Source organism: Clostridium sp. JNZ J1-5 (genome assembly GCF_053901425.1).
The window spans coordinates 2,709,346-2,732,710 of record NZ_CM132773.1; the positions used below are offsets into that span (position 1 = coordinate 2,709,346).

Here is a 23,365-nt window from a genome sequence, read left to right on the forward strand (position 1 = left end):
CAGTTAAGCATTTATCGGGAGGGATGTTAAGTGAGAATAGTTGTTGATGCAGATGCTTGTCCAGGAAAACATGTTATAGAAAAAGCAGCAAAAGAAAATAATATACAGGTTATAATGTTTAGTGATATAAATCATGCTATAACTAGTGATTATAGCATGATAAAAATTGTTGATAGCGGTTTTCAAAGTGTAGATATGAAAATTGCAAATGAAGCTAAAAACGGGGATATTATCATAACACAAGATTACGGGGTTGCTGCTATGGTACTTGGGAAAGGGTGTTATGCCATAAGTCCAACTGGTTACATTTATGACAATAATAATATTGATAGACTATTATTTGAGAGGCATTTATCAGCTAAAGCAAGAAGAGGGGGAAAGAAAACTTCAGGGCCTAAAAAGAGAACTGAGGAAGATAATGATAGATTATATAGGAATATATTAAAACTTATAGAATATGCTAATCATAGGTAAAAATCTGTTTAAAATATTTAATGAAGGTGAATAAAATGAAGGTCTTACAAAAATTTATAGAAGAACATAGACATTTCTTATATTTACTTATATTTGTGCCATTGCTGTTAATTTTTTATTTATGCCAAAAGTTTATAAGTCCTAAATATATTATGTATTGTAAATATGACGATTATATTCCTTTTTTAAGTGTTTTTATAATACCTTATATGTTTTGGTTTGCCTATATAGGAATAGGCTTTGTATACTTTGGATTAAAGTCTGAAAGTGATTTTATAAAGCTTGTAAAATTTATATTTTGGGGTATGGGCGTAAGTTATGCAGCTTTCATAGTTTTTCCAAGTGGTCAAAATCTTAGACCTATATTAACTGATAAAGGTATTTTTTCTGCATTAGTAGGATTTATATATTCTATAGATCCACCAGCAAATGTATGTCCTAGCATACATGTGATAAATTCTATTGGCGTAAATGCGGTTGTGTGTAAAAGTGAATTATTTCAGGATAGAAGAATAATAAAAGTAATATCCTCAATAATCATGATACTTATTTGTGCTTCCACACTATTTATTAAACAACACTCTATAATTGATGTTATGGCGGGAATAGGGCTTTCTATAGTGCTTTATTTCTTTATCTATGTCATTCCTAGGGTTCGTCAACATGAGTATGACAGAAAAATTACTAATTAAAAAGGCTATGTGTTAAGAAAAACATAGCCTAATATGCAGAATATTAATTACAATAAAAAATGTTTAAGCATAAACTGTCTACTGTAATTTTATTAGATTCAAATGTACTGATTATATCAGTTCCAGCTGAGTATTTATTTGCAACTAAATTCCATCTGTTATATGGAACGTTTATAGTTGTAGAAAATTTATTTGCATTATATATAATCAATATGTTAGTCCATAAGTCTCCATTAGCATTATTTTTTAATATAAATGCTACAGTATTTTTAGGTATCTCTTCTAAAAACTCTATATGTTCTTTAATATGTTCGGCTGAATACATTCTAAAAGCTGGATGCTCTTTTCGTATTTTAATTAAACCTTTATAGTAGTTAAATATGTCTATGAAGTCAGCCTTTCTGCTATAGTTAATACTATTTATACTATCAGGAGAAGAAAAACTATTTTCAATTCCTTCCTTTGTTCTGCAAAACTCAACTCCAGAGTGTAAGAATGGAACTCCTTGACTGGTTAAAATTATTCCATTAGCGAATTTTTGCATGTACTTTTTATCTTCTATTGAATCTTTTGGATTACTTATTTCCAATTTATCCCATAGTGTATTATTATCATGACATGATACATAATTTATTGATTGTTCAGGAGAAGCATAGATTGCCTTAAATCTATTAGAAGAAATTGTACACGCCATAACACAAAATTTCATTATATCTTCTAAGTTCTCCTTACCACTTACAAAACCTTTATCACTTAGTGAAAACACATTCCCTCTAATGGAATCTCTTATTGTATCATTAAAAAATCCTATATTAGGCATTTTGAAAGAATTGCTTTGTATCGCCTTTATATTATGAGGTAAAGGTGTATTTAAATTCCAGCCTTCTCCGTAAATCATAATTTTTCTATTAATTTTACTTAAACTTTTATATATAGAATTCATCGTACAAATATCATGAATTCCCATAAGATCAAATCTAAAACCGTCTATATGGTATTCCTTCGCCCAATAACAAACGGAATCTACAATAAATTTTCTCATCATTTTATGTTCGGAAGCAGTATCATTACCACATCCACTACCATTGGCGAAGCTTCCATCATTTTTTAATCTAAAATAGTATCCAGGAAATAATTTTTCAAAATTATTATCATTTTTATGAAATACATGATTATAAACTACATCCATATTTACAGAAATATTGTTATAGTGCAGAGATTGGATCATTTTTTTTAATTCTAAGATTCGGCATTTTGGATCATAAGGATTTAACGAGAAACTTCCTTCAGGAACGTTGTAATTTTGTGGATCATATCCCCAATTATATTTTGTAGAGTTTTTTTCATCTATACTCTTATAACTAAAATCATAAAAGGGCATTATTTGCAGGTGAGTTATCCCTAATTCTTTTATATGAGAGAGTGCAGTAGTAATAGATTTATTATATAAAGTAGCCTCTTCTGTAAGACTTAAATATTTTCCACTATGGATTAATCCGCTGCTAGGGTGCATAGATATGTCTCTAATGCTAGTTTCATAAATTATTGCATCTGTATAGTGATTAAGAGCAGGGGAAATGTCTTCTTCCCATCCATTTGGATTAAGAATATTAATATCAACTATTGCTCCACGAAGACCATTAATGCCTACAGCTTTAGCATATGGATCTACTACTTCATTGATAGAATCATACACAGTTACTTTATAAGTGTAAAAATAATTATCTAAATCTTCATTTATAGTGATAGTCCAGACGCCATTATCTTCTTCATTCATAATAAGTTCTAGAGGAATTTCATAGGTTGATGGATCACCATTTTTATATAACATAACTAAAATAGATGTGGCAGCAGGGGACCATACTTTAAAGGTAGAACTTTCTTTATTATAGGACAAACCTAAATTGCCATTATAATAAAACTTGTTATTAAATTCTTCAGTAGTAAATAAATTTTTATAGCTGACTTTAATCTGTAATCCCTCATAAATAATGAAGCAATAGAATTTTATGCTTATTTCTCTATCTAGAAAAATCAAGAATGAGTTTTCAATGGTTGTTGTATAGCTATTTATAGACAAAGGATTAGTTCCATTTTTTATAGAAATATTTCCTATGCTAAAATTACTAGGATCATTTGAACTTATAATAATTTTGTTAAATCCTATTGCGTGGGCTTGTATAATGTGCATAAATACCCTCCTAGAGTAATCAATATACTGATTTGCTAAAAAAGTGTTATAGATTTGAATGTATTTTGTTTTAAATTCCACAGTAACATATTTTCACCAGGTATATTAGTAAGTAATATTATATGAAGGAGTAATTCAAAATATTACTTTTACAAAATATGGAATTATGATACAATATACAATAAAGGAATATTGTGGCTAGGAGATGATGATAGGTGAATGAAATTATTATTGATTGCAATATGGAATCTCCACAAAAAAAGGATTCAAAAATAAATGTTTCTATACTAAATGAGCCTGATGAAAAGTTACTATATAAATTTATAGTTGGATTAGAAGGTAAATGGGAAACTTTAAGGGATTTTGGGGAGGAAAAAAATGTCCTTTGGACGCCTAAGGAATATGGGAATTATATATTAATGGTTCAAGCTAAGCGTGAAGATAGTAATAAGGCTTTTGATTATGTTTCAAGAAAGCAATTTACTATAGGAGAATTTAATCAAAAGATAATTAGTGATGTTTATTTAGATAAAGATAAAGTTAAGGTAGGAGAAAAAGTAACTGTAACAGTAGAGAGTAAAAAAAGTCCTATTATGTTTAGATATTTAATAAAAGAAGACGAAAAGTGGATACTTGCAAAGGATTATTGTACTGAAAATATATTCATATTTAGTGCTACTTCACCAGGGAAACAAGAAGTTTTAGTACAGTGCAAGTTTTTTGACTCAGAAGAAGCTTTCGAGGATGCTGCTAAAGCAGAGCTTGAAGTAGAAGATATAGAAAAGCTAGAAATAATAAATTTTAAATGCTTAAATTCCTTGATATTAGTTGATGAGGAACTTGTTTTTGAAGTAGACGCAAAATGTGAAGACAATAGAACTACTCTATATAAGTTTATAAAATTAAGTGATGATGGACAAACTAAATGTATACAAGATTATTCAACTAAGAAAATTGTAAGTTATAATGAGGTTCAAAGTGGAGAGTATAAGTTGCTTTGTTTAGCAAAAGATATGTATTCTCAAAAGGAATATGACGATAGAGCAATATTATATTATGAAGTTAAACCATATAAACCAATTGAAATAGAAAGTTTTATAAGCGAATTAACTTCACCACAGGTTGTAAATCAAAGCATAAATCTTAAGGCTATTGTCAGTGGAGGCAGAGAACTTAGATACAGATTCATAATTGATATGGATGGAGATAAAAAAGAGGATTCAGGATATATAAGAGCAAATTCATTTACATGGGAACCTAAAGAACCGGGAAATTATAAAATTAAATTGTGGGTCAAAGATGTTTCCTGTAAAGAAGAATATGAAACCTGTAATGAAATGGAATTTAAGATAGATGAAATATTAAGAGACCCTGTAGTTATTAATGAAGTTATATCCAATAAACACGGAAATATCTTAATTGGAGAAGATATAAATATTAAAGTTATAGCTGAAGGGGGAGTTAAACTTTTATATAGTTTTATAGCTAGAAAAGATGGTGTGGAAATAGAAGAAACAGCTTACGAAGAAAAGAGTTATTATAGTTGTATTCCACAGGAAGAAGGAAAATATGAATTTGAAATTAGAGTAAAAGATAAGTATTCTGAAAAAGAATTTGATGCTTACTCAGTAGTATCTTTAAAGGTTCTAGAGTATATTCCTGCTAAGATTGATTATATATTGATGGAACCAAAAGAATACTATCTTGTTCATGATCAAATAGTAATAGATGTGATAACCAGAGATACTTCACACACTCTTCTTAAATATGTACTTCATATTAATGGACATAAGGTTGAAGAAACAGATTATGTAAAGAGTAAGAGATATATACTTACCCCTAAATGCAGCGGAAAGTATTGCATAAAAGTATATGCAAAAAATGAACAGAGTAAAAAAGAATTTGACAGTATTAAAGAGATTAATTTAGCTGTTAATGATGCTCCACCTATAATGAATACGGTACTTAAATGTGATAAAATTGAATTTTTTTGTAATGACCCTATAACTGTAACGGCAGAGAGTTTTGGTGGAAAAGATGTAGTTTATGAATTTTATTTAATGGAAAGAGATGAATGGAACTTAGTTCAAAACTATAGTAAAAAGAATTACTATACTTTTATACCTTTTACGAAGGGAAAATATAAATTACTTGTATTATCTAAAAGCAATTATAAGAAAAATTCTTACGAAGACTATTGCATGATAGAAATTAAAGTAAAGGAAAAATGGATAGGCAGCGATGAGGATATATTAATGAGTATAAAACTTACTGAGGAAGAAATTAAAGTACTTAATTATAAAAAATAGAAGTTTTGTTTAGATAAGGGTAATTATATTAAAGTGGTATTTCATTGAAGTACCACTTTATTTATTTTTTGATTATAAAATCAAAAAAATTTTTATAAAGTTTTTTATAAACGTATAAAATCAATTATCTTATCCATAGAATACTATTTAGATTGATTGAGATTAATTATCTTACGAAATATTCTAGTTTTCAACATTTAACATGGGTATATAACTTTGATTTCAGATATCCATGAAACTATACTATTACTAGCCTAAAATATAGGGAGATGAGAATGTGATTAGGACTTTAAAAGGCAAGATAACTTTAATTTATCTCTGCCTTGTTTTAATAATAGCAATTGTAGGAGGTATTTCTTTATTTAATTTATACACACTTGGAAATTCAGTGAATGGACTCATGACTGACAACTACAAAAGTATAAATGCATGCAACAATATGCTTCAGGTTTTAGAGCATCAAAATGATGTAATTGTAAGTTATATTGATTATCCTAATAAAGATAATGTAAATGAATTTTATAAGAGTAGTAATGAATTTTATAAATGGTTTAACGTTCAATTGAATAATGTTACGGAAGAAGGAGAAATGAAGAATGTTGAGAAGGTAAAAAATCAATATGTAAATTATTTAAAGGCCTTTTCTGAACTCCAGATTATTAAAAGTAATAGTAATACGGAAGCTTCACTTAAATATTATAATTCCAGCATAATGCCAATATTCTCTGGATTGAGAGAAGAGTTGAGAAGTATATCCAGCATAAATGATAATGCCATGCTTAGAAGTAAAGATATTATTACTAATGATACTAATGAATCCAGTAATTTTGTATTGAGTTTATCCATACTTTTGGTTGGTGCAAGTTTCTTTTTATCAAGAATATATGTAAATAAATTTTTAAAGCCTATTTATCTTCTTACAGAAACAGTGAAACTTGTAAAAGCTGGAGATTTAAATCAAGAAGCTCCCATAATTTTTGAAGATGAAATAGGTAATCTAGCTAAGGAATTTAACCATATGACGAAGAGACTCCAACAATTTGAACAAAGTACCCTTGGAAATTTATTAAATGAAAAAAATAAATCCTTAAGCATAGTAAAAAGTATATCAGATCCACTAATTGTTCTAGATACTAATTACAAAATAATTCTTCTTAATGATAAGTGTGAGGAGTTTTTCAATATCAAAGAAGAAAATGTTATAGGAAGACACTTTCTTGAGGCTATAAGAAGTGGAGAACTTTACGACTACATCTTGGATGTATGCCATGGAGAAAAAAAGGAAGGACAAAAGATTTTGAGCTTTGTAAAAAACAATAATGAATACTACTTTAACGTCATAATAACAGAAATTGCAGATAATTATTCAAAACATAATGGATTGGTTATATTTCTGCAGGATGTTACTGCGTTAAAGCAAGTTGAACAAATTAAATCAGAGTTTGTTTCATCAGTTTCACATGAATTTAAAACCCCCCTTACGTCTATTATGATAGGAATGGATCTAATGGCTAATAAAGATATAGGGCAATTAAGTGAAAAACAAATTGAAATCATGAATACTATAAAAGAAGATGTAGAAAAGCTATCAAACCTAGTAAATAATTTATTAAAAATATCAAAGATTGAGTATGATAAGTCAATTTTTGATATGGAACCTTGTTCTATGTCAGAAGTTATAGAAAGGTCAGTTAAAAGCTTTGAAGCATCAGCACAAAGCAAAAATATAAAATTGCATTCTAAATTAGATAATAATTTAGAAAAAGTAATGGGGGATAATGAAAAGCTTACATGGGTAGTGAGTAATCTGATTTCTAATGCAATAAAGTTTACAAACGATGGTGGAAGTATATTTGTAGAATGCTATCAGAAAAACAATAAAATACACACATCAGTTGAGGATACTGGAATTGGCATAGATAAAAGGTATTTAGATAAAGTTTTTGAAAAGTTTATTCAAGTGAATAATCAAGAGATTGATAATGATGGAACAGGTCTAGGACTTGCTATAGTTAAACAAATAGTAGAAGTACATGGGGGAGAAGTATGGTGTGAAAGTGAATTAGGAGTAGGAAGTAAGTTTATATTTACTATTCCAGTGATCCATTAGGCCATAGAAAGGAAGGTTTAAAATGAAAAAAGTTATAGTTGTAGATGATACAAAAAATATTAGAACTTTGTTGACTACTTGTTTAGAAGTGGAAGGTTATATTGTATTTAATGCTAAAAATGCTGAAGAAGCTTTAAATATAATAAAACAGGAAGATATAGATCTTGCATTTATAGACGTAAAGATGCCAGGTATAAGCGGTACTGAACTTTTGAAGAAAGTTAAGGAACTAAATATTGATATTTTAGTAGTGATAATGACGGCATTTCCTACTGTAAAGAATGCTGTAGATTGTACAAAGCTTGGAGCAGTCACATATTTACAAAAGCCATTTACAGCAGAAAGAGTTAAAAACTTACTAAAAGAGATTTATGAAAGTGTAGAGGAAAAAGAAAAACGTGATTTAAACATGTATATAACATCTGGTAAAGAGCTACTTGAAAAAGGTGATTTTGAAAAAGCTTTGAAGGCACTAAAAAAGGCCCTAGAAATAGAACCTACAAAAGGAGAAACTTATTATCTTATTGGCAGAGTATACGAAGGTAAGAATTTAAAAAACGATGCTAATAAATTTTATTCTACAGCGAAGACATTTGGATTTAAAGAATTAATTTAATATAAGAAGGTGGAAAGATATGTTTAAAGAACTATGCGATGGTGAGCACACAGTTGTTACAAATTATTTAAATAATTTCAATGATGGGGCTTACGGTATAAACAAAATAAACATGATTTTTAAAATAATAAAAAATTCTATTTATTATGACCCATACTGCCCAACGCAGGAAGCATCAGAAACTTTAATGGAGGGCAGAGGTAATAATTTAGACAAAAATATATTGCTATACACTATTTTAAAAGAATCTGGATTTAAAGCTAAACTAATGTATGCTCATGTAGAAGATAACACAAGGCACTTAATAGCTAGAGAATGCAAAATAATTCCTTGGTTCTATGTTAAAGTAGATTTCTTTGGAAAAATAATAACATTAGATTGCAGCTTCGAAAGAGAATATATGAGAGCTGCACATATACATGAATTTCAAAAAAATCATGAGGAATATATAGGAAAATATTATGTAGATAATAAAAGATTGTTTAATATAATAAAAACATTTGAAGTTGATATGGAAGAGAATATAAATTCATTTGAAAAAAAGTGTATATAATGCTTTTAAATAATTAAAGTAGGGAGAGAGCTAAATTGTATATAGTAATTGTAGGAGCTGGAAGACTAGGTCGTAGTATAGCTATGGAATTCAGTAAAAGGGGCAGCGAAGTAGTTATAATAGATAAAAATAATGAAAACTTAGATGAACTTAGAAGTTTTGATGGAGAAAAGATTAGAGGGATTGAATATGATAACGATATTTTGCTTGAAGCTGGAATAGATAAAGCAGATGTATTTTTAGCGTTAACTCCAGATGACAATATAAATATTATTGCATCAAGAATTTCTAAAGAAATTTTTGGTGTAAAGAGAGTAATTGCAAGGGTATCTAATCTAAGTATAAAGGCAATTTACAAGGCGCTAGGAATAGAGACTATAAGCCCTATTTCTTTATCAGTTGAAAGTATAAAGGGGAAAATATCCAGCAGAAGAGAAATAGCTAATTTAAGTGACGATATATCAATAATTGAGGTTACCGTAAATAGAGTTAAAATAACAAGTATAAGCTCTCTTCAGAAAAACTTTGATTGCATTATATCATCTTTAACAAGAAATGGAGTTACTAGGATAGTTACTGGAGAAGAAATTCTTCAAAAATGGGACAAGATACTTTGTACTATAAAGAATGAAAATAAGGAAAAGTTTATAGAAACTTTATCAAGAGGAGATGCATTAATATGAAGGCAATTGTAATAGGGGGAGGTAAGGTAGGATACTATCTTTTAAAAACATTAAAAGATAAAGGATATAATCTTACTTTGATAGAAAAAAATTTAGATTTGTGTAATAAGATAGCAGAGGAAATGGAAATAGATATAATATGTGGAGATGGAACAGACATAGATGTTTTAAAGGATGCTGGGATAGAGAAAGCTGAAATTGTTGCTACAGTTACAGGAAAAGATGAAGGGAACTTTATAATATGCCAAATAATTAATATAAATTTTCCTGGTATAAATACTATAGCAAGAATAAATAATCCTAAAAATAGAGCTTTATTCAAAGCTTTAGGAATAGATAAAACTGTTTGTAGTACAGAAGTTATTTCTAATTTAATAGAAAGTGAACTAAATAACAGTAAGATTAGAGTTGTACAAACCTTAGATAGAGGAGAAATGATCCTGGTAGAAACAATTATAAGACAAGACAGCAAATGGAGAAATAAACTTATAAGTAATATATCAATTCCAGAAGGATGCATTATAGTTTCTATTTTTAGAAATGATAAGCTTATATTTCCTAAGGGAAGCATTGAGATAAGAGAAGAAGATAGAGTATTAGTTGCAGTAGATATGGAGAAAAGATTAGATCTGGAGAATAGTATCTAGAATAAAACTAAAATAAATCCTGGAGGAATAAAATGTTAAACAAGAAAAAAGTATTTGATGGAATTGCAATAGAAGTAGTTTCAGTTACAGTATTTATGCTTTTAGTGTTTAGTACAGTATCTATAGTTATGAGGTAAGAAAAATGAGAACAAAGAAAAAATATATAGATTCAAAAATAATTAGTTATTATATAGGATATGTAATTTTATCAGTATCATTATTAATGTTAATACCTATGATTACATCTATGTTTTTTAAAGAGTGGGATGTAGTACTCAATTTCATAATAAACAGCTGCATTTCTTTTAATATAGCATTGATTCTGATTATGTTTGGAAGAGATAAGGTAAATGAGCATAAGGTTGAATGGAAGCATGGTCTTATTATTGCAGCTGCTTCATGGGTTATTTTAATGATTTTATGTGCAATTCCATATAGATTAAGCGGCAATTATTTATCCTTCATTGATGCTTGCTTTGATGTAATGAGTGGATTTACAACTACAGGATTAGCTATGGTACAGGATTTGGATCACGCATCTGTAGGACTTAATATGTGGAGGCATATATTGACTTTTGTAGGTGGACAAGGAATGGTAGTACTAGCCTTATCTTTTATTGTAAAAAATACAGTTGGATCTTATAGCATGTATGTGGGAGAAGGAAAAGATGTAGGATTAGTGCCTAATGTTAAAGGAACAGCTAAAATTATATGGATAATTAGTATGATATATTTAGCTGTTGGTACCTTAGTATTCTGGATTGATGGAATGTTTATAGGATTAAAACCAGCCAATGCATTCTTACATGGTTTGTTCATATATATGTCTTCATGGAGTACTGGAGGATTTTCTCCTATGTCTCAAGGTATTATATATTATCATAGTATTTCTTATGAAATAATTACAATTATATTTTTTACTATTGGTTCATTTAACTTTGGGCTTCATTATGCCATATGGCAGGGAAATAAGAAAGAGATATTTAAAAATATAGAGACTAAAAGCTTTTTCATTACAGTGTTTCTAACAACATTTTTTGCAGCAATAGGATTGAAAAAATTGGAAATATATACTGGAGGAATAGCAGTATTTAGAAGAGTTTTTTATAATGTAATATCAGCTCATACTACAACAGGGTTTGCTAATGTATATGTAAAGCAGTTTGCTGAAGACTGGGGAGGCTTTGGAGTCTTTATAATGGTTATAGCTATGATGATTGGAGGATCAGCTTGTTCCACAGCAGGAGGAATTAAGGGACTTAGAGTAGGTATTGTAGCTAAAGGTGTTGTAGCTGAAATAAAAAGACTTTTAGGTTCTGAAAGAAAGGTTAGTATCTCTAAGTTTCATTATATGAAGGATGAGATTCTTACTGATAATGTAGTAAAGAGCTCTTTAATAATAATTGTATGTTATATAATATTATTCACATTAGAAACAGGAATAGGGCTTTATTATAACTATTCTTTCGCAAATTCCGCTTTTGAAGCTGCATCTGTAACTGGTAACGTAGGACTTACTATAGGGGTTACTTCTCCATCCATGCCAGTTGTAATGAAAATAATGTATATAATTGGAATGTACCTAGGAAGACTAGAGTTTATATCAGCTTTTGCCTTAATGGGATTTATACTTGGAGGGGTTAAAAGATTATGGAAAAGATAATGAAAATAAGTATATTCTCCTTAATATTTAGTTTATTTTTAATTTCGATAAGTAAAGGAGAAGACATAAAAATAAATGATATTATAGAAAACTCTAAAAGTTTAAATGGAAGCACAATAAAAATTGAAGGTGAAGCTATAGGGGAAGGTATGAATAGAGGAAAATATATTTGGATAAATATAAATGATGGAAGTAATGCTATAGGTCTATGGATGAAAAAAGAAGAAGCTTCTAAAATATTGACCTATGGAGATTATCATCATAAGGGAGATATTCTAGAAGTAGAAGGTGTTGTTAATGGTAGTTGTGATGAGCACGACGGAGATATAGATGTTCATGTAAAGAGTATGTCAATTAAAGAAAAAGGATATAAAATAGATAGATATATAGATAAAAGTAAATTATATATAACTATAATTTTAGCAGGAATCACTATAGTCTTTGGTGGTTTAAGTTATAAAAAGCTAAAAAAAATTTAAGTTTTCCATTTTAAGTTTTAAATTGTATATGAAAGTTAATACTAAGTCTGATAAAATAGTTTAGTGTTATATACTAAACGAGGAGTGAATTTAAATGGAAAGATTAGATAAGGTCTTGTCTAACTTAGGATATGGATCACGAAAAGAAATAAAGTCTCTTGTTAAAAATGGAGAAGTAGAGGTGGATGGTAATACAGCTAAAAATAGTGATATGAAGGTAGACCCAGAAAAGGTGAAAATAAAAGTATGGGGAGAGGAAATTAACTACAGAAAATATATTTACATTATGATGAACAAACCTGCAGGGGTAGTTTCAGCTACTTTTGATAATTATGATGAGACTGTAATAGACTTGTTGGAGCCTGAACATGCAGCTTTTAATCCTTTCCCTGTTGGCAGATTAGATAAGGATACTGAAGGCTTATTACTGATAACAAATGATGGAGAACTGAACCATAGACTTACTTCTCCAAAGTGGCATGTGGATAAATTGTATTATGCTGAAATCGACAAAACAGTAGATGAAAAAGATATGGATGCATTTGAAAAAGGCATAACATTAGATGATGGATATAAATGCTTACCTGCAAATTTAAAAGTAATTTCAGCTAATGAAGATGGATCAGAGGTGTATGTAACTATTCAAGAGGGAAAATTTCATCAGGTAAAAAGAATGTTTGAAGCAAGAGATAAAAAGGTAGTCTATTTAAAAAGAATAAGTATGGGAGAAATAGCTTTAGATGAGGAATTAGAAGAAGGGCAATATAGAGAATTGTCACAGGAAGAGATAGAGATTTTAAAGAAAATATAAATTCATTTAACTTGTAAATAAAACTTTTCATATTAACAAATTATGAAGGATATAGGTTATTATAACACTTTATTTACAATTAATTTTGCAAATTCTCTTGCGTTTTATTTGTTTATTTAATATAATAGCTTGTGTAAGGGAAAATAAAAAGAATGAATAGCCCCCTTTTTATTCAAGGCAGTCCCGCCCCAGGACTTGTCTTGCCCTATATAATTACTAAAAACACTATCACCGGTGATAGTGTTTTTTTACTATTCAAAAATAAATTATTATAAAATTATCAGCTTCTACATAGCAATGACTAAAATGTTGCATTAAATGATAATTAATGCACTAAAAAAATCAATATTTTAATTAATGTAATACTAAATCATTTAATGTGAAGGAGTCAAGCTAAGCAATTTTGCATTTAAGCAAGGTTTGATAATAATACCCATATAGACTAATATATAGGTATATACTTACAACTACATATTATAGGGGGTATGTCTATATGATAGTAGAGAAAAAGTTTAAAAAACTTTCTAAGCCTTTTATAACAGAAAGTGGATATGTAATAAAGGAACCTATTATATCCTATGAAGGGTACGGAAGAGAAGATGGGCCGGTTATATTTATTGCCCATGGAGGACTATCAGACCAACATGCAGCTGGAAAATATTCAGAACATGATTTGTTGCCAGGCTGGTGGAATGATATTATAGGAGAAGGTAAAGCTATAGATACAAATAAATACAGAGTTATTTCTGCTAGCTGCTTAGGATGTACTTGTTATTGCCTAGGCAATAAAGGTGGAACTACTAGTCCACTAACTCTAAATATTGACACTGGAAAATACTATGGACCTGATTTCCCAGAAATAACATTAATAGATATAGTAAAGTTCAATAAGGCTTTTTTAGAAGAAATAGATGTAGACAAATTATTTATGATGGCTGGACCATCCATGGGATCTCTCCAAAGTCTTCAAATGGCTGCACTTTATCCGGAATTTGTAGGCTCTGTAGTTGCAGTAGCAACAGCGGGAAGAATGACTCCAGGCGGTATGGCAATGCATAATTTTATTATAGATATAGCTAAGTCAGATCCGGAATTTAATGATGGATGGTATGAAATAGGAAAACCTAAGTATTCTTTAAAGGTAATTAATGAAATTGCAAGAATATATTATACTAGTCATAAAATCATAAAAGAAGTTTGCTGGGATACTGTTCCAGAAGGAAAGGAAGCTCAGAAAATTAGAAATAATAACTGCAAGAATTATGTAAAAGAAGGAGTAGAAGCTCAAATTTATGGAAGGGATCTTAATTGTTATATAAGTGTTTTAGATGCTATTAACACTTATGACCTAGGAAGAGATGCTGAGAGTTATGAAGATGGAGTTAGGAGAATCAAATGTCCTGTATTAATCATGAATATAGATACGGATTCTGAATTCCCACCAGAGCATGCTTATGAACTTGCAGATATATTAAACTCTAAAGAGCCTAATCAGGCTAAAGCTTTAACTATCAAATCAAGTTGGGGTCATTTAGGGTGTGTAAAAGAAGGAAAAGTTTTAAATAAAGAAATAAGCGAATTTATAAATAGTTTTAAACCTAGAGGTTAGGGATTTTCCTAGCCTTTACTTATTTTCCAATCAAAAGTTGTTAAATTTTATAAAATATTGTAGGTTTTATATTGTTGAATAAGAAGGCATAAAGTATTAAAATATAAGGATGTGTAAATTCATATGGAGAAAAGAATTTTTAAATGTTAAAATTTATATATGACTATTAACTTTAGTTAACTAAATTATTGTATATAGATGAATAGGAGTGATTTTGTGTCTGATTATAAGTCTAAATTAGAAAATCCAGAAATGGATTATTTATGTGAAGCTATTTTATCATTAAAAACTAGGGAAGAATGTTATAAATTTTTTGAAGATATATTTACCATTAATGAATTAAAAGCAGTTGAGCAAAGATTGCAAGTGGCAAAGATGCTTAAACAAAAGAAAACCTACAGCGAAATAGCTGGTAAAACAGGGGCAAGTACTGCTACTATAAGCAGAGTAAATAGATGCTTAAATTATGGAAGTGATGGATACAATATTGTATTAGATAGAATAAAGTGGGAATAATAGATAGAAAAGGTTTAAAGGAGGGGTTTGATGGACTTAAAATCTTTACTTAACAAAGAACAGTATGATGCAGCTACAACAATAGAGGGACCTTTGCTTGTACTAGCAGGTGCTGGCTCAGGAAAAACAAGAGTATTAACTTATAGAATAGCTCACATGATACAGGATCTTGGAATTCCTCATTATAATATACTAGCTATAACATTTACAAATAAAGCAGCAGGTGAGATGAAGGAAAGAATCAAGAAATTAATTACAGTAGATATAGAAAGTATGTGGGTTTCTACATTTCATTCATGCTGTGTAAGAATATTAAGGCGTGAGATAGATAAGCTTGGATATAGTAAAAACTTTGCAATATACGATAGTTCAGACCAAAAGACTTTAATTAAACAGTGCATGCAGGAATTAAATATAAACGATAAAGATATAGATGATAAAGAGATAATAAGTAAGATAGGAAAGCAGAAGGATAACTTAGTTTCACCAGAGGAATATAAAAAGATAAATGAAAAAGATTTTAGAAAGAATAAAATAGCTGATGCTTATCTTTTATATCAAAAGAAACTTAAGAACAACAATGCTTTAGATTTTGATGACTTGATCTATAAAACAGTAGAACTTTTTAAGAAAAATCCAGAGGTTCTAGAGTTCTATCAAAATAAGTTTAAATACATAATGGTAGATGAATATCAAGATACCAATAAGGCTCAATATCAGTTAGTTAAGATGCTAGCAGAAGCCCATAAGAACATATTCGTAGTAGGTGATGATGACCAGTGCATTTACCAATGGAGAGGGGCAGATATTAAAAATATCCTAGACTTTGAGAAGGATTACCCTCAGACAAAGGTTATAAAATTAGAAGAGAATTATAGATCTAAAGCAAATATATTAAATGCAGCAAACACAGTTATAAAAAATAATGCTCAAAGAAAAAATAAAGTTCTTAGAACTCAAAATCCAGAGGGAGAAAAGATAAAAATTTATAGAGCTTACTCTGATATGGATGAGGGGAACTTTGTAGCTAATGAAATAAAAAGACTTATAGAAAGTGAAAATAGAAAATTTAAAGATTTCGCTATTCTTTACAGAACAAATGCTCAGTCAAGAATATTTGAAGATATTTTAATGAGAAGAGATATTCCATATAGAATTATTGGTGGATTAAAATTCTACGATAGAAAAGAAATAAAGGATATAACAGCCTACTTGAAATTTATTAATAATCTTCAAGATGACATTAGTTTAAAAAGAATAATAAATGTTCCTAAGAGAGCTATAGGAGCAACTACTGTGGCAAAAATACAAGAATACGCAAATTATATGGATGAATGCATGTACAGTGTCTTATTAGATATAGAGAATATACCTGGACTTTCAAAAAGAACTATTTCATCTATTAATAAGTTTACAAGTCTTATAAATAGTTTTAACAGAACAAAAGACAAGGTTAGTGTTTCTACTTTAATAGAAGAAATATTAGAAAGTACTGGATACTTAAAAGAACTTAAAGACTCTAAGGAGATAGAGGATATTAGTAGGATTGAAAATATAAAAGAATTGGTATCAGCAGCGGTAGAATTTGAGAATATGTCAGAGGACAAGTCTCTATCTGCATTTTTAGAAAAAATTACACTTGTGTCAGATATAGATAATTATGATGGAGATACTGATACTATTGTTATGATGACAATGCATAGTGCGAAAGGACTAGAATTCCCAGTAGTGTTTATGGCTGGTATGGAAAATGGTATTTTCCCAGGAGTTCAATCTTTAGAGAACTTTGCTGAAATGGAGGAGTCCCGTAGACTCTGTTATGTGGGTATAACAAGGGCTAAAGAAAAGTTATATATGACCTCTGCAAGCACTAGAAGGGTCTTTGGAAGAACTGTAAGTTATGCAGAATCAGAATTTATAAATGAAATAGCTCCAAATCTCAAAGAAGTTGTAAGTGAGAGAAAAATGGCTGGAAATTTCTCATCAAGTAACAGTTCCATGTATGGGAATAGTAGCACAAGCTCCCATGGAATATCTAGCTTTGGTATTAGAAAGGCAGAAAAAGCTATAAACTCTATTTTAAGCAGCCAGAGCTATAATACTTCAGTAAAAGAATCTTTAAACGATAAAGAAAAAGTTGATATAAATGAAGTAAGTGCGGGAAGAAAAGTTAAGCATGATAAATTTGGAGTAGGCACTATAGTAAGTGTTTCAAAAACTGACAATGATATAAAAGTCACTATTGCTTTTGATAATATGGGAATTAAGCAGCTCATGTTTAATATGGCACCTTTAAAGTTAATCTAATATATAATGCAATATTTTAGAGAGATATTAAAAGTATTCGAAAATAGATAGAAGCATTATATAAATAACTAATGTAAAGTTTTAAATAATGTTACAAATAAACATGTATTTAGGACAGAACTTAACAGTAAAATAAAGTATTAAACCTATATTATATATGATATAGGTTTAATTACTGATTAAATGGAGAAAGGTGAAAGTTATGGAAGATAAAAGGCAAAGGATTCTTAGGCTGGTAGAAGAGCTTAACAGGTTAGCCTATGAATATTATACATTAGATAACCCTAGTTTATCGGATAGAGAATATGATGAAAAATATGATGAATTACTAAAACTTGAGAAGGAGACAGGAATAATACTTCCCTATTCGCCAACTCAAAGAGTGGGAGATGTGATTTTATCTCAATTCGAAAAGCATGTACATAAGGGAAGGCTTTGGAGTTTAGGTAAAGCTCAAAATATTCAAGAATTGAAAGACTGGCACAATAGAAATATTAAAGCTATTAATGAATACAATGAAACCCATGATGAAAAGCTTCCACCTATAGAATACGTTATAACTAAAAAGTTTGATGGATTAACTGTAAATTGTACCTATGATGAAAATGGAGTGTTAATAAATGCAGCTACCAGGGGAACAGGAGAAATTGGAGAAAATATCACAGCACAAATTAAGACAATAAAAACTATTCCTCTAAAGATAGATAATAATGCTCTAATTGAGGTGCATGGAGAGGCTATAATGACAAAAGAAGCCTTTGAAGAATATAATAAACTAGCAGCAACTCCTCTCAAGAATTTAAGAAATGGTGCAGCTGGAGCACTTAGAAATTTAAATGTAAGAGAGACGGCAAGAAGAAACCTTTCTGCGTTTTTTTATGATGTAGGATATAATGAAGGAGAAGCTTTTGAAACTTATATGGATATGTTAAAATTTATAAGAGAAAAAGGACTGCCTATGGATGAATACGTTAAAATATGTTCTACTGTAGAAGAGATAGAAAAAGAGATAGAATATATAGAATCTATAAGACATGATTTAAATTATGATATAGATGGAGTTGTAATTGCTATTAATCATATTACTACTAGAGAGTTATTAGGATATACAGTGAAGTTCCCTAAATGGGCATTAGCCTATAAGTTTGAGGCAGAGGAGGCTACAACAAAGCTGTTAGATGTTGAATGGAATGTAGGAAGAAGTGGAAGAGTAACCCCTACTGCCATATTAGAACCAGTGGACATAGGTGGTGTTACTGTAAAAAGAGCAACTTTAAATAATATGGATGACATTAATAGAAAAGGTGTTAAAATAGGAAGCAATGTTTTTATTCGCCGTTCTAATGATGTAATACCAGAAATAATGGGAGTTGTGGAATCACAAGAAGAAGTAAGAGAAATAGAGCCTCCAAAAACTTGTCCTTATTGTGGAAGTGAAGTTATACAAGAAGGAGTACACTATTTTTGTGAAAATTCTCTTTCATGTAAGCCTCAACTTGTAAAATCTATTGTTCATTTTGGAAATAGAGAAGCTATGAATATATCAGGATTTAGTGAAAAAACAGCTGAACAACTGTTTGAAGAATTAGATATAAAATCAATTTCAGATCTTTATAGAATAAAAAAAGAAGACTTATTAAATCTAGAAAGATTTGGAGATAAAAAAGCGCAAAATCTTATAGATGCAATGCAAAAAAGCAAAAAGTGTGATTTGCCTTCATTTATATATGCTCTTGGCATTCCTAATGTTGGTAAGAAGACTAGCATAGATTTAGCAAAACGATTTAAATCACTTGAAGGCCTAAAAAAAGCCAACTTTGAGGAACTTATATCCGTAGAAGATATTGGAGATATTGTTGCAAGAAGTATAGTTGAATTTTTTAGTGATGAGAAAATATTAGAAAGTATTGATGAACTGCTACAATTAGGAGTAAGTCCATACTTTGAAGATGAAAAAGTTGAAGACAATGTATTTAATGGGAAAACAGTAGTAGTAACTGGATCATTAGAATCCTATTCTAGAAATGAGATAAAAGAAATGCTTCAATCCCTTGGAGCAAAAGTCTCAGGCAGTGTAAGCAAAAAGACAGACTATGTCCTAGCTGGTAAGGATCCAGGATCTAAATATGAAAAGGCTGTTGAGTTGAATATTAAGATTATAAATGAAGATGAATTTAAAAATATGCTAAGTTAGAAACTTCGTAGATGTAAAGTCGGGGGAGATAAAATGAAGAAAATTATAAGCATTTTAGCATGGATTTCAGTATTATTCACTATGATATTTTTAATCCTTACTATGCTTTCAACTTACAGATTTATTAATTTAAGCTATTTTAATAATTATTACGTTTTTCAAATAAGCATAATAGTAACTATGTTTCTTTGGAGTGTTAAACAGCTTCAAATAGGAAAGGGAGAATGGGTAAATTCAATTATTTGTATGTCTATAGGGTTTGGAACAATGTTTTTTATGTTTATGAAAGTATATTAGGTTGATTATGATGATAAGAGAATATATGGTAATAGCCATTTATTCTCTATTTTTGTATAGGTTTAATACATGTTAGGAAAGGAGAGAGTAACATATGAATATTCAAATTTTTGGTGTTAAAAAATGTTTTGATACAAAAAAGGCTGAACGGTATTTTAAAGAGAGAAGAATTAAATATCAATTTATTGATTTAAATGAGACTGCTTTAAGCAAAGGAGAATTACAAAGTGTTAAAACAGCAGTAGGATTGTCAAATTTAATTAACAAGGGATCTAAAGAATATACGAAATCGAATCTTCAACATATTATTAATGATAGTGTAAAGGAAGAGATATTATTAAATAATCCAAAGCTCTATAAAACCCCTATAGTTCGAAATGGAAAGAAAGCAACAGTTGGGTATGAACCAGAGATATGGAAAACATGGGAATAATATAAGGAGGTAAATTTATTTTTAAATAAATTTACCTCCAATTTTATAATTAGGTTAGATACTATTTATTTTGTTTTTTTGCGTACTCCCTTAGCAAGCTTTTAATGAATAGATATAGTGTTGGAATTCCGTAAATTAACATAGCACCCTTTTCTAAGGATTGTCCCATAGATGGTAATAGCTTAGCAAGACCTTCTCCAAAGGAAACAGATCCTATTCCTATTAATAGTATTGTCAAAATGTTGAAAATTAAATTAATACTTAATTTTAAAGAAGTCTTATAAATTACATACATTATCACTAAAGCTAAAATAACTCCTGCTGCTATACCAGACACAATTGAAAAGGCTGATTTAGCAACGTATGGTAATGTGAAAAGAGTTATTTCTAAACTTTCACGAAAAATAGTTAAAAATGATAGTACGAATAGACTATAGGAGGTAGTTTTTACTGTTGAAGCATCTAATGAATCTGTATTCAGTTGTTTACGTTGTTTTTTGATTAAAACTATACTATATAATATTAAAGCAGCTAAGAATAACATTATTGATCCTTCAAATAATCCCTGAACTGCAAATTCTAAAGATTTTACTTGATTGAAGATTAATACTCCACATATTATGCTAGAAAGAACTCCAAGAAGGGAACCAGAGTAAATATATTTAGCTAAATCTTTCCTGTCTATTTTTGAAATATAGGCAAGTAAAGGGACTAGGATTAAAAGCATTTCAAAGCATTCTCTAAAGGAAACAATCAATGAAGTAATCATATACATTTCCCCCCTTATATTCTTCTAATATATAGTAAGCATGAACATGTGGACATGCTACTGTTTTTTTATTATTTTTGATAAAAAATTTCAGAAATACAATTACTTAAACAGTAAGTACAATTTTTAGTACTTAAATTTAAATTGAACTATAATTGTTATATAAAATAAAGTTAAGAATAACTGTAGATTGGAGTAAAATGATATAATATAGTTAAATGGATTAGTATGGAGGATTACATTATGTCAGTGTCAAAACAGGATGTAGAATATATTGCAAAACTTGCAAAATTAAAGTTTACTGAAAGCGAAAAAAATGACTTGATTAATGATTTAAATAAAATAATTAATTATATGGATAAACTTAATGAAGTAAATACAGATGATGTGGATATTATGATAAATCCATGTGAAATAGGAAGTAGATATAGAGAGGATCTAGTATGTGAATCCTCAGAGCTAGATAATTTTATCGAAGATTCTCCTAAAAGTTTAGGAGAATTTATTGTAGTACCTAGAATAATAGATTAAAAGGAGAAGATAAAATTGATTGAGCTATACAGAAAGACTGCCCATGAGCTTAGAGATATGGTAAAAAATAAAGAGATTAAAGTTGAAGAGATGATAAAGGGATATATAGATAGAATAGAAAAAGTGGATAAAAAAATAGAAGCATGTCTTTATGTGGCAATTGAAGAAGCGTTGGATAAGGCAAGAAAATTTGATAAGAAAATAGAAAAAAAAGAGGCCCTAGGAAAGCTTTGGGGAGTACCCATAGGATTAAAAGATAATATATCTGTTAAAGGAATGCAAAATACTTGTGCTTCAAATATGCTTAAGGATTATATTTCACCTTATCATGCCAATGTGACTAAAAAATTGGTAGAGAACAATGGAATTATTATAGCAAAATTAAATATGGATGAGTTTGCTATGGGTTCTTCAACAGAAAATAGTTCATTTAAAATATCAAAAAATCCTTGGAATTTGAATAGAGTACCAGGAGGATCATCAGGTGGTTCGGCAGCAGCAGTGGCATCAGGAGAGATACCTCTTGCTCTTGGGACAGAAACTGGAGGTTCTGTAAGGCAACCAGCATCATTTTGCGGTGTAGTTGGATTGAAACCTACCTATGGAAGAATATCAAGATACGGTATTACGGCTTTTGGATCTACATTAGATCAGGTGGGGATTCTAGGTAAAGATGTAGAGGATTGTGCTATACTCACAGAGGTTGTGGCAGGATTTGATTCCAGAGATTTTACAACTGCAAATGTTCCGGTACAAGAATATGCCAGTATTTTAAATAAGAACATAAAGGGTAAAAGAATAGGTGTACCTAAAGAGTTATTTGGTGAAGAATTAGATAATCAGGTTAAAAAGGTTGTTATGGAGTCCATTGAAGTATTAAAAGAAAATGGAGCTGAAATTGTGGAATGTTCTATTCCGTTGATAAATTACTCTCTTGCAGCTTATTATATAATTTCTAGTGCTGAAGCTTCATCAAATCTTTCAAGATTTGATGGAATAAGATATGGGCATAGGACAAAGTATTTAGAAAAGGGAGAAGATATATATACTAATTCAAGAACTGAAGGCTTTGGAGAAGAAGTTAAAAGGAGGATTATGCTTGGAACTTATGTGCTTTCAAAGGGATATTATGATGAATATTATAAAAAAGCGTTAAAGGTAAGAAAGCTTATAAGTCAGGAATTTAGTAAAGTTATGAAGGAGTTTGATGCAATAGTATCACCTACTGTACAAACAACAGCCTTTAAAATAGGAGAAAAGACAAAGGATGTGCTTTCAATGTATATGTCAGATATATATACAGTTCCAGCTAACATAGCAGGACTACCTGCAATATCTATCCCTTGTGGCAGCATAAATAATCTGCCGATTGGATTACAAATTATAGGGAATCACTTTAGAGAAGATGTACTCTTTAATATAGCCTATAGTTTTGAACAATCCATTAATTGGGATAAAAAGATGCCAGAAATATAGAATAT

Annotated in this window: 21 protein-coding genes; 19 read left to right on the top strand and 2 right to left on the bottom strand. The window is 29.5% G+C overall.

The window, feature by feature from the left end:
* Nucleotides 1-30 precede the first annotated feature (30 nt).
* Together ACWW38_RS13050 and ACWW38_RS13055 are read left to right on the top strand one after the other, a co-directional pair.
* A complete protein-coding gene (locus ACWW38_RS13050; protein ID WP_456257980.1) occupies nucleotides 31-474 on the top strand; it encodes a YaiI/YqxD family protein in 444 nt (147 codons plus the stop codon).
* A gap of 35 nt (nucleotides 475-509) precedes the next feature.
* Nucleotides 510-1,166, top strand: a complete 657-nt coding sequence (locus ACWW38_RS13055) for a phosphatase PAP2 family protein (protein WP_456257981.1) — start codon at nucleotides 510-512, stop codon at nucleotides 1,164-1,166.
* A 43-nt stretch (nucleotides 1,167-1,209) separates the two neighbouring features.
* On the opposite strand, the gene pulA is transcribed toward ACWW38_RS13055, so the two are convergent.
* Entirely contained in the window at nucleotides 1,210-3,357 is a 2,148-nt protein-coding gene (pulA, locus tag ACWW38_RS13060) for a type I pullulanase (protein WP_456257982.1), read from the bottom strand.
* A 215-nt stretch (nucleotides 3,358-3,572) separates the two neighbouring features.
* On the opposite strand from pulA, the gene ACWW38_RS13065 reads away from it, so the two are divergent.
* The 15 genes from ACWW38_RS13065 (at nucleotide 3,573) to ACWW38_RS13135 (ending at nucleotide 20,584) form a co-directional block, all read left to right on the top strand.
* Nucleotides 3,573-5,666 (top strand): triple tyrosine motif-containing protein, encoded by a 2,094-nt coding sequence (locus tag ACWW38_RS13065; RefSeq protein WP_456257983.1) that lies wholly within the window; start codon nucleotides 3,573-3,575, stop codon nucleotides 5,664-5,666.
* Nucleotides 5,667-5,943: 277 nt separating this feature from the next.
* Nucleotides 5,944-7,776 (top strand): ATP-binding protein, encoded by a 1,833-nt coding sequence (locus ACWW38_RS13070; RefSeq protein ID WP_456257984.1) that lies wholly within the window; start codon nucleotides 5,944-5,946, stop codon nucleotides 7,774-7,776.
* A 22-nt stretch (nucleotides 7,777-7,798) separates the two neighbouring features.
* Nucleotides 7,799-8,392, top strand: a complete 594-nt coding sequence (locus tag ACWW38_RS13075) for a response regulator (protein WP_456257985.1) — start codon at nucleotides 7,799-7,801, stop codon at nucleotides 8,390-8,392.
* 19 nt (nucleotides 8,393-8,411) lie between these two features.
* Nucleotides 8,412-8,945, top strand: a complete 534-nt coding sequence (locus tag ACWW38_RS13080) for a hypothetical protein (protein WP_456257986.1) — start codon at nucleotides 8,412-8,414, stop codon at nucleotides 8,943-8,945.
* A 35-nt stretch (nucleotides 8,946-8,980) separates the two neighbouring features.
* Entirely contained in the window at nucleotides 8,981-9,628 is a 648-nt protein-coding gene (locus ACWW38_RS13085) for a potassium channel family protein (RefSeq protein WP_456257987.1), read from the top strand.
* Nucleotides 9,625-10,275, top strand: coding sequence for a potassium channel family protein (locus ACWW38_RS13090; protein WP_456257988.1), 651 nt, complete (start codon nucleotides 9,625-9,627; stop codon nucleotides 10,273-10,275). The genes ACWW38_RS13085 and ACWW38_RS13090 overlap by 4 nt, the downstream gene beginning before the upstream one ends.
* A gap of 142 nt (nucleotides 10,276-10,417) precedes the next feature.
* Entirely contained in the window at nucleotides 10,418-11,938 is a 1,521-nt protein-coding gene (locus ACWW38_RS13095) for a TrkH family potassium uptake protein (protein WP_456257989.1), read from the top strand.
* The gene (locus ACWW38_RS13100; protein ID WP_456257990.1) at nucleotides 11,926-12,417 is read left to right on the top strand and encodes a hypothetical protein; all 492 of its coding nucleotides are present in this window, start codon (nucleotides 11,926-11,928) and stop codon (nucleotides 12,415-12,417) included. Before ACWW38_RS13095 ends, ACWW38_RS13100 begins: the two co-directional genes overlap by 13 nt.
* Nucleotides 12,418-12,511: 94 nt before the next feature.
* Nucleotides 12,512-13,228: a pseudouridine synthase gene (locus tag ACWW38_RS13105; RefSeq protein ID WP_456257991.1), complete on the top strand. Its 717-nt coding sequence runs from the start codon at nucleotides 12,512-12,514 to the stop codon at nucleotides 13,226-13,228.
* Nucleotides 13,229-13,721: 493 nt separating this feature from the next.
* Nucleotides 13,722-14,837 (top strand): alpha/beta fold hydrolase, encoded by a 1,116-nt coding sequence (locus ACWW38_RS13110; RefSeq protein ID WP_456257992.1) that lies wholly within the window; start codon nucleotides 13,722-13,724, stop codon nucleotides 14,835-14,837.
* Nucleotides 14,838-15,053: 216 nt separating this feature from the next.
* Complete coding sequence (locus tag ACWW38_RS13115) at nucleotides 15,054-15,353, top strand: YerC/YecD family TrpR-related protein (protein WP_456257993.1); 300 nt, start codon at nucleotides 15,054-15,056, stop codon at nucleotides 15,351-15,353.
* 30 nt (nucleotides 15,354-15,383) lie between these two features.
* Nucleotides 15,384-17,660 carry a DNA helicase PcrA gene (gene pcrA / locus ACWW38_RS13120; RefSeq protein WP_456257994.1) on the top strand — a complete coding sequence of 759 codons (2,277 nt, stop codon included), beginning with the start codon at nucleotides 15,384-15,386 and terminating at the stop codon, nucleotides 17,658-17,660.
* Nucleotides 17,661-17,862: 202 nt separating this feature from the next.
* Entirely contained in the window at nucleotides 17,863-19,854 is a 1,992-nt protein-coding gene (gene ligA / locus ACWW38_RS13125; RefSeq protein ID WP_456257995.1) for an NAD-dependent DNA ligase LigA, read from the top strand.
* 33 nt (nucleotides 19,855-19,887) lie between these two features.
* On the top strand, nucleotides 19,888-20,151 hold the full coding sequence (locus tag ACWW38_RS13130; RefSeq protein WP_456257996.1) for a hypothetical protein: 264 nt from the start codon (nucleotides 19,888-19,890) through the stop codon (nucleotides 20,149-20,151).
* Between the two features lie 94 nt (nucleotides 20,152-20,245).
* Nucleotides 20,246-20,584, top strand: a complete 339-nt coding sequence (locus ACWW38_RS13135) for an arsenate reductase family protein (RefSeq protein ID WP_456257997.1) — start codon at nucleotides 20,246-20,248, stop codon at nucleotides 20,582-20,584.
* A gap of 61 nt (nucleotides 20,585-20,645) precedes the next feature.
* On the opposite strand, the gene ACWW38_RS13140 is transcribed toward ACWW38_RS13135, so the two are convergent.
* A complete protein-coding gene (locus tag ACWW38_RS13140; RefSeq protein WP_456257998.1) occupies nucleotides 20,646-21,353 on the bottom strand; it encodes an FTR1 family protein in 708 nt (235 codons plus the stop codon).
* A 243-nt stretch (nucleotides 21,354-21,596) separates the two neighbouring features.
* On the opposite strand from ACWW38_RS13140, the gene gatC reads away from it, so the two are divergent.
* Complete coding sequence (gatC, locus tag ACWW38_RS13145) at nucleotides 21,597-21,884, top strand: Asp-tRNA(Asn)/Glu-tRNA(Gln) amidotransferase subunit GatC (RefSeq protein ID WP_456257999.1); 288 nt, start codon at nucleotides 21,597-21,599, stop codon at nucleotides 21,882-21,884.
* An 18-nt stretch (nucleotides 21,885-21,902) separates the two neighbouring features.
* On the top strand, nucleotides 21,903-23,360 hold the full coding sequence (gene gatA / locus ACWW38_RS13150) for an Asp-tRNA(Asn)/Glu-tRNA(Gln) amidotransferase subunit GatA (protein WP_456260465.1): 1,458 nt from the start codon (nucleotides 21,903-21,905) through the stop codon (nucleotides 23,358-23,360).
* Nucleotides 23,361-23,365 lie beyond the last annotated feature (5 nt).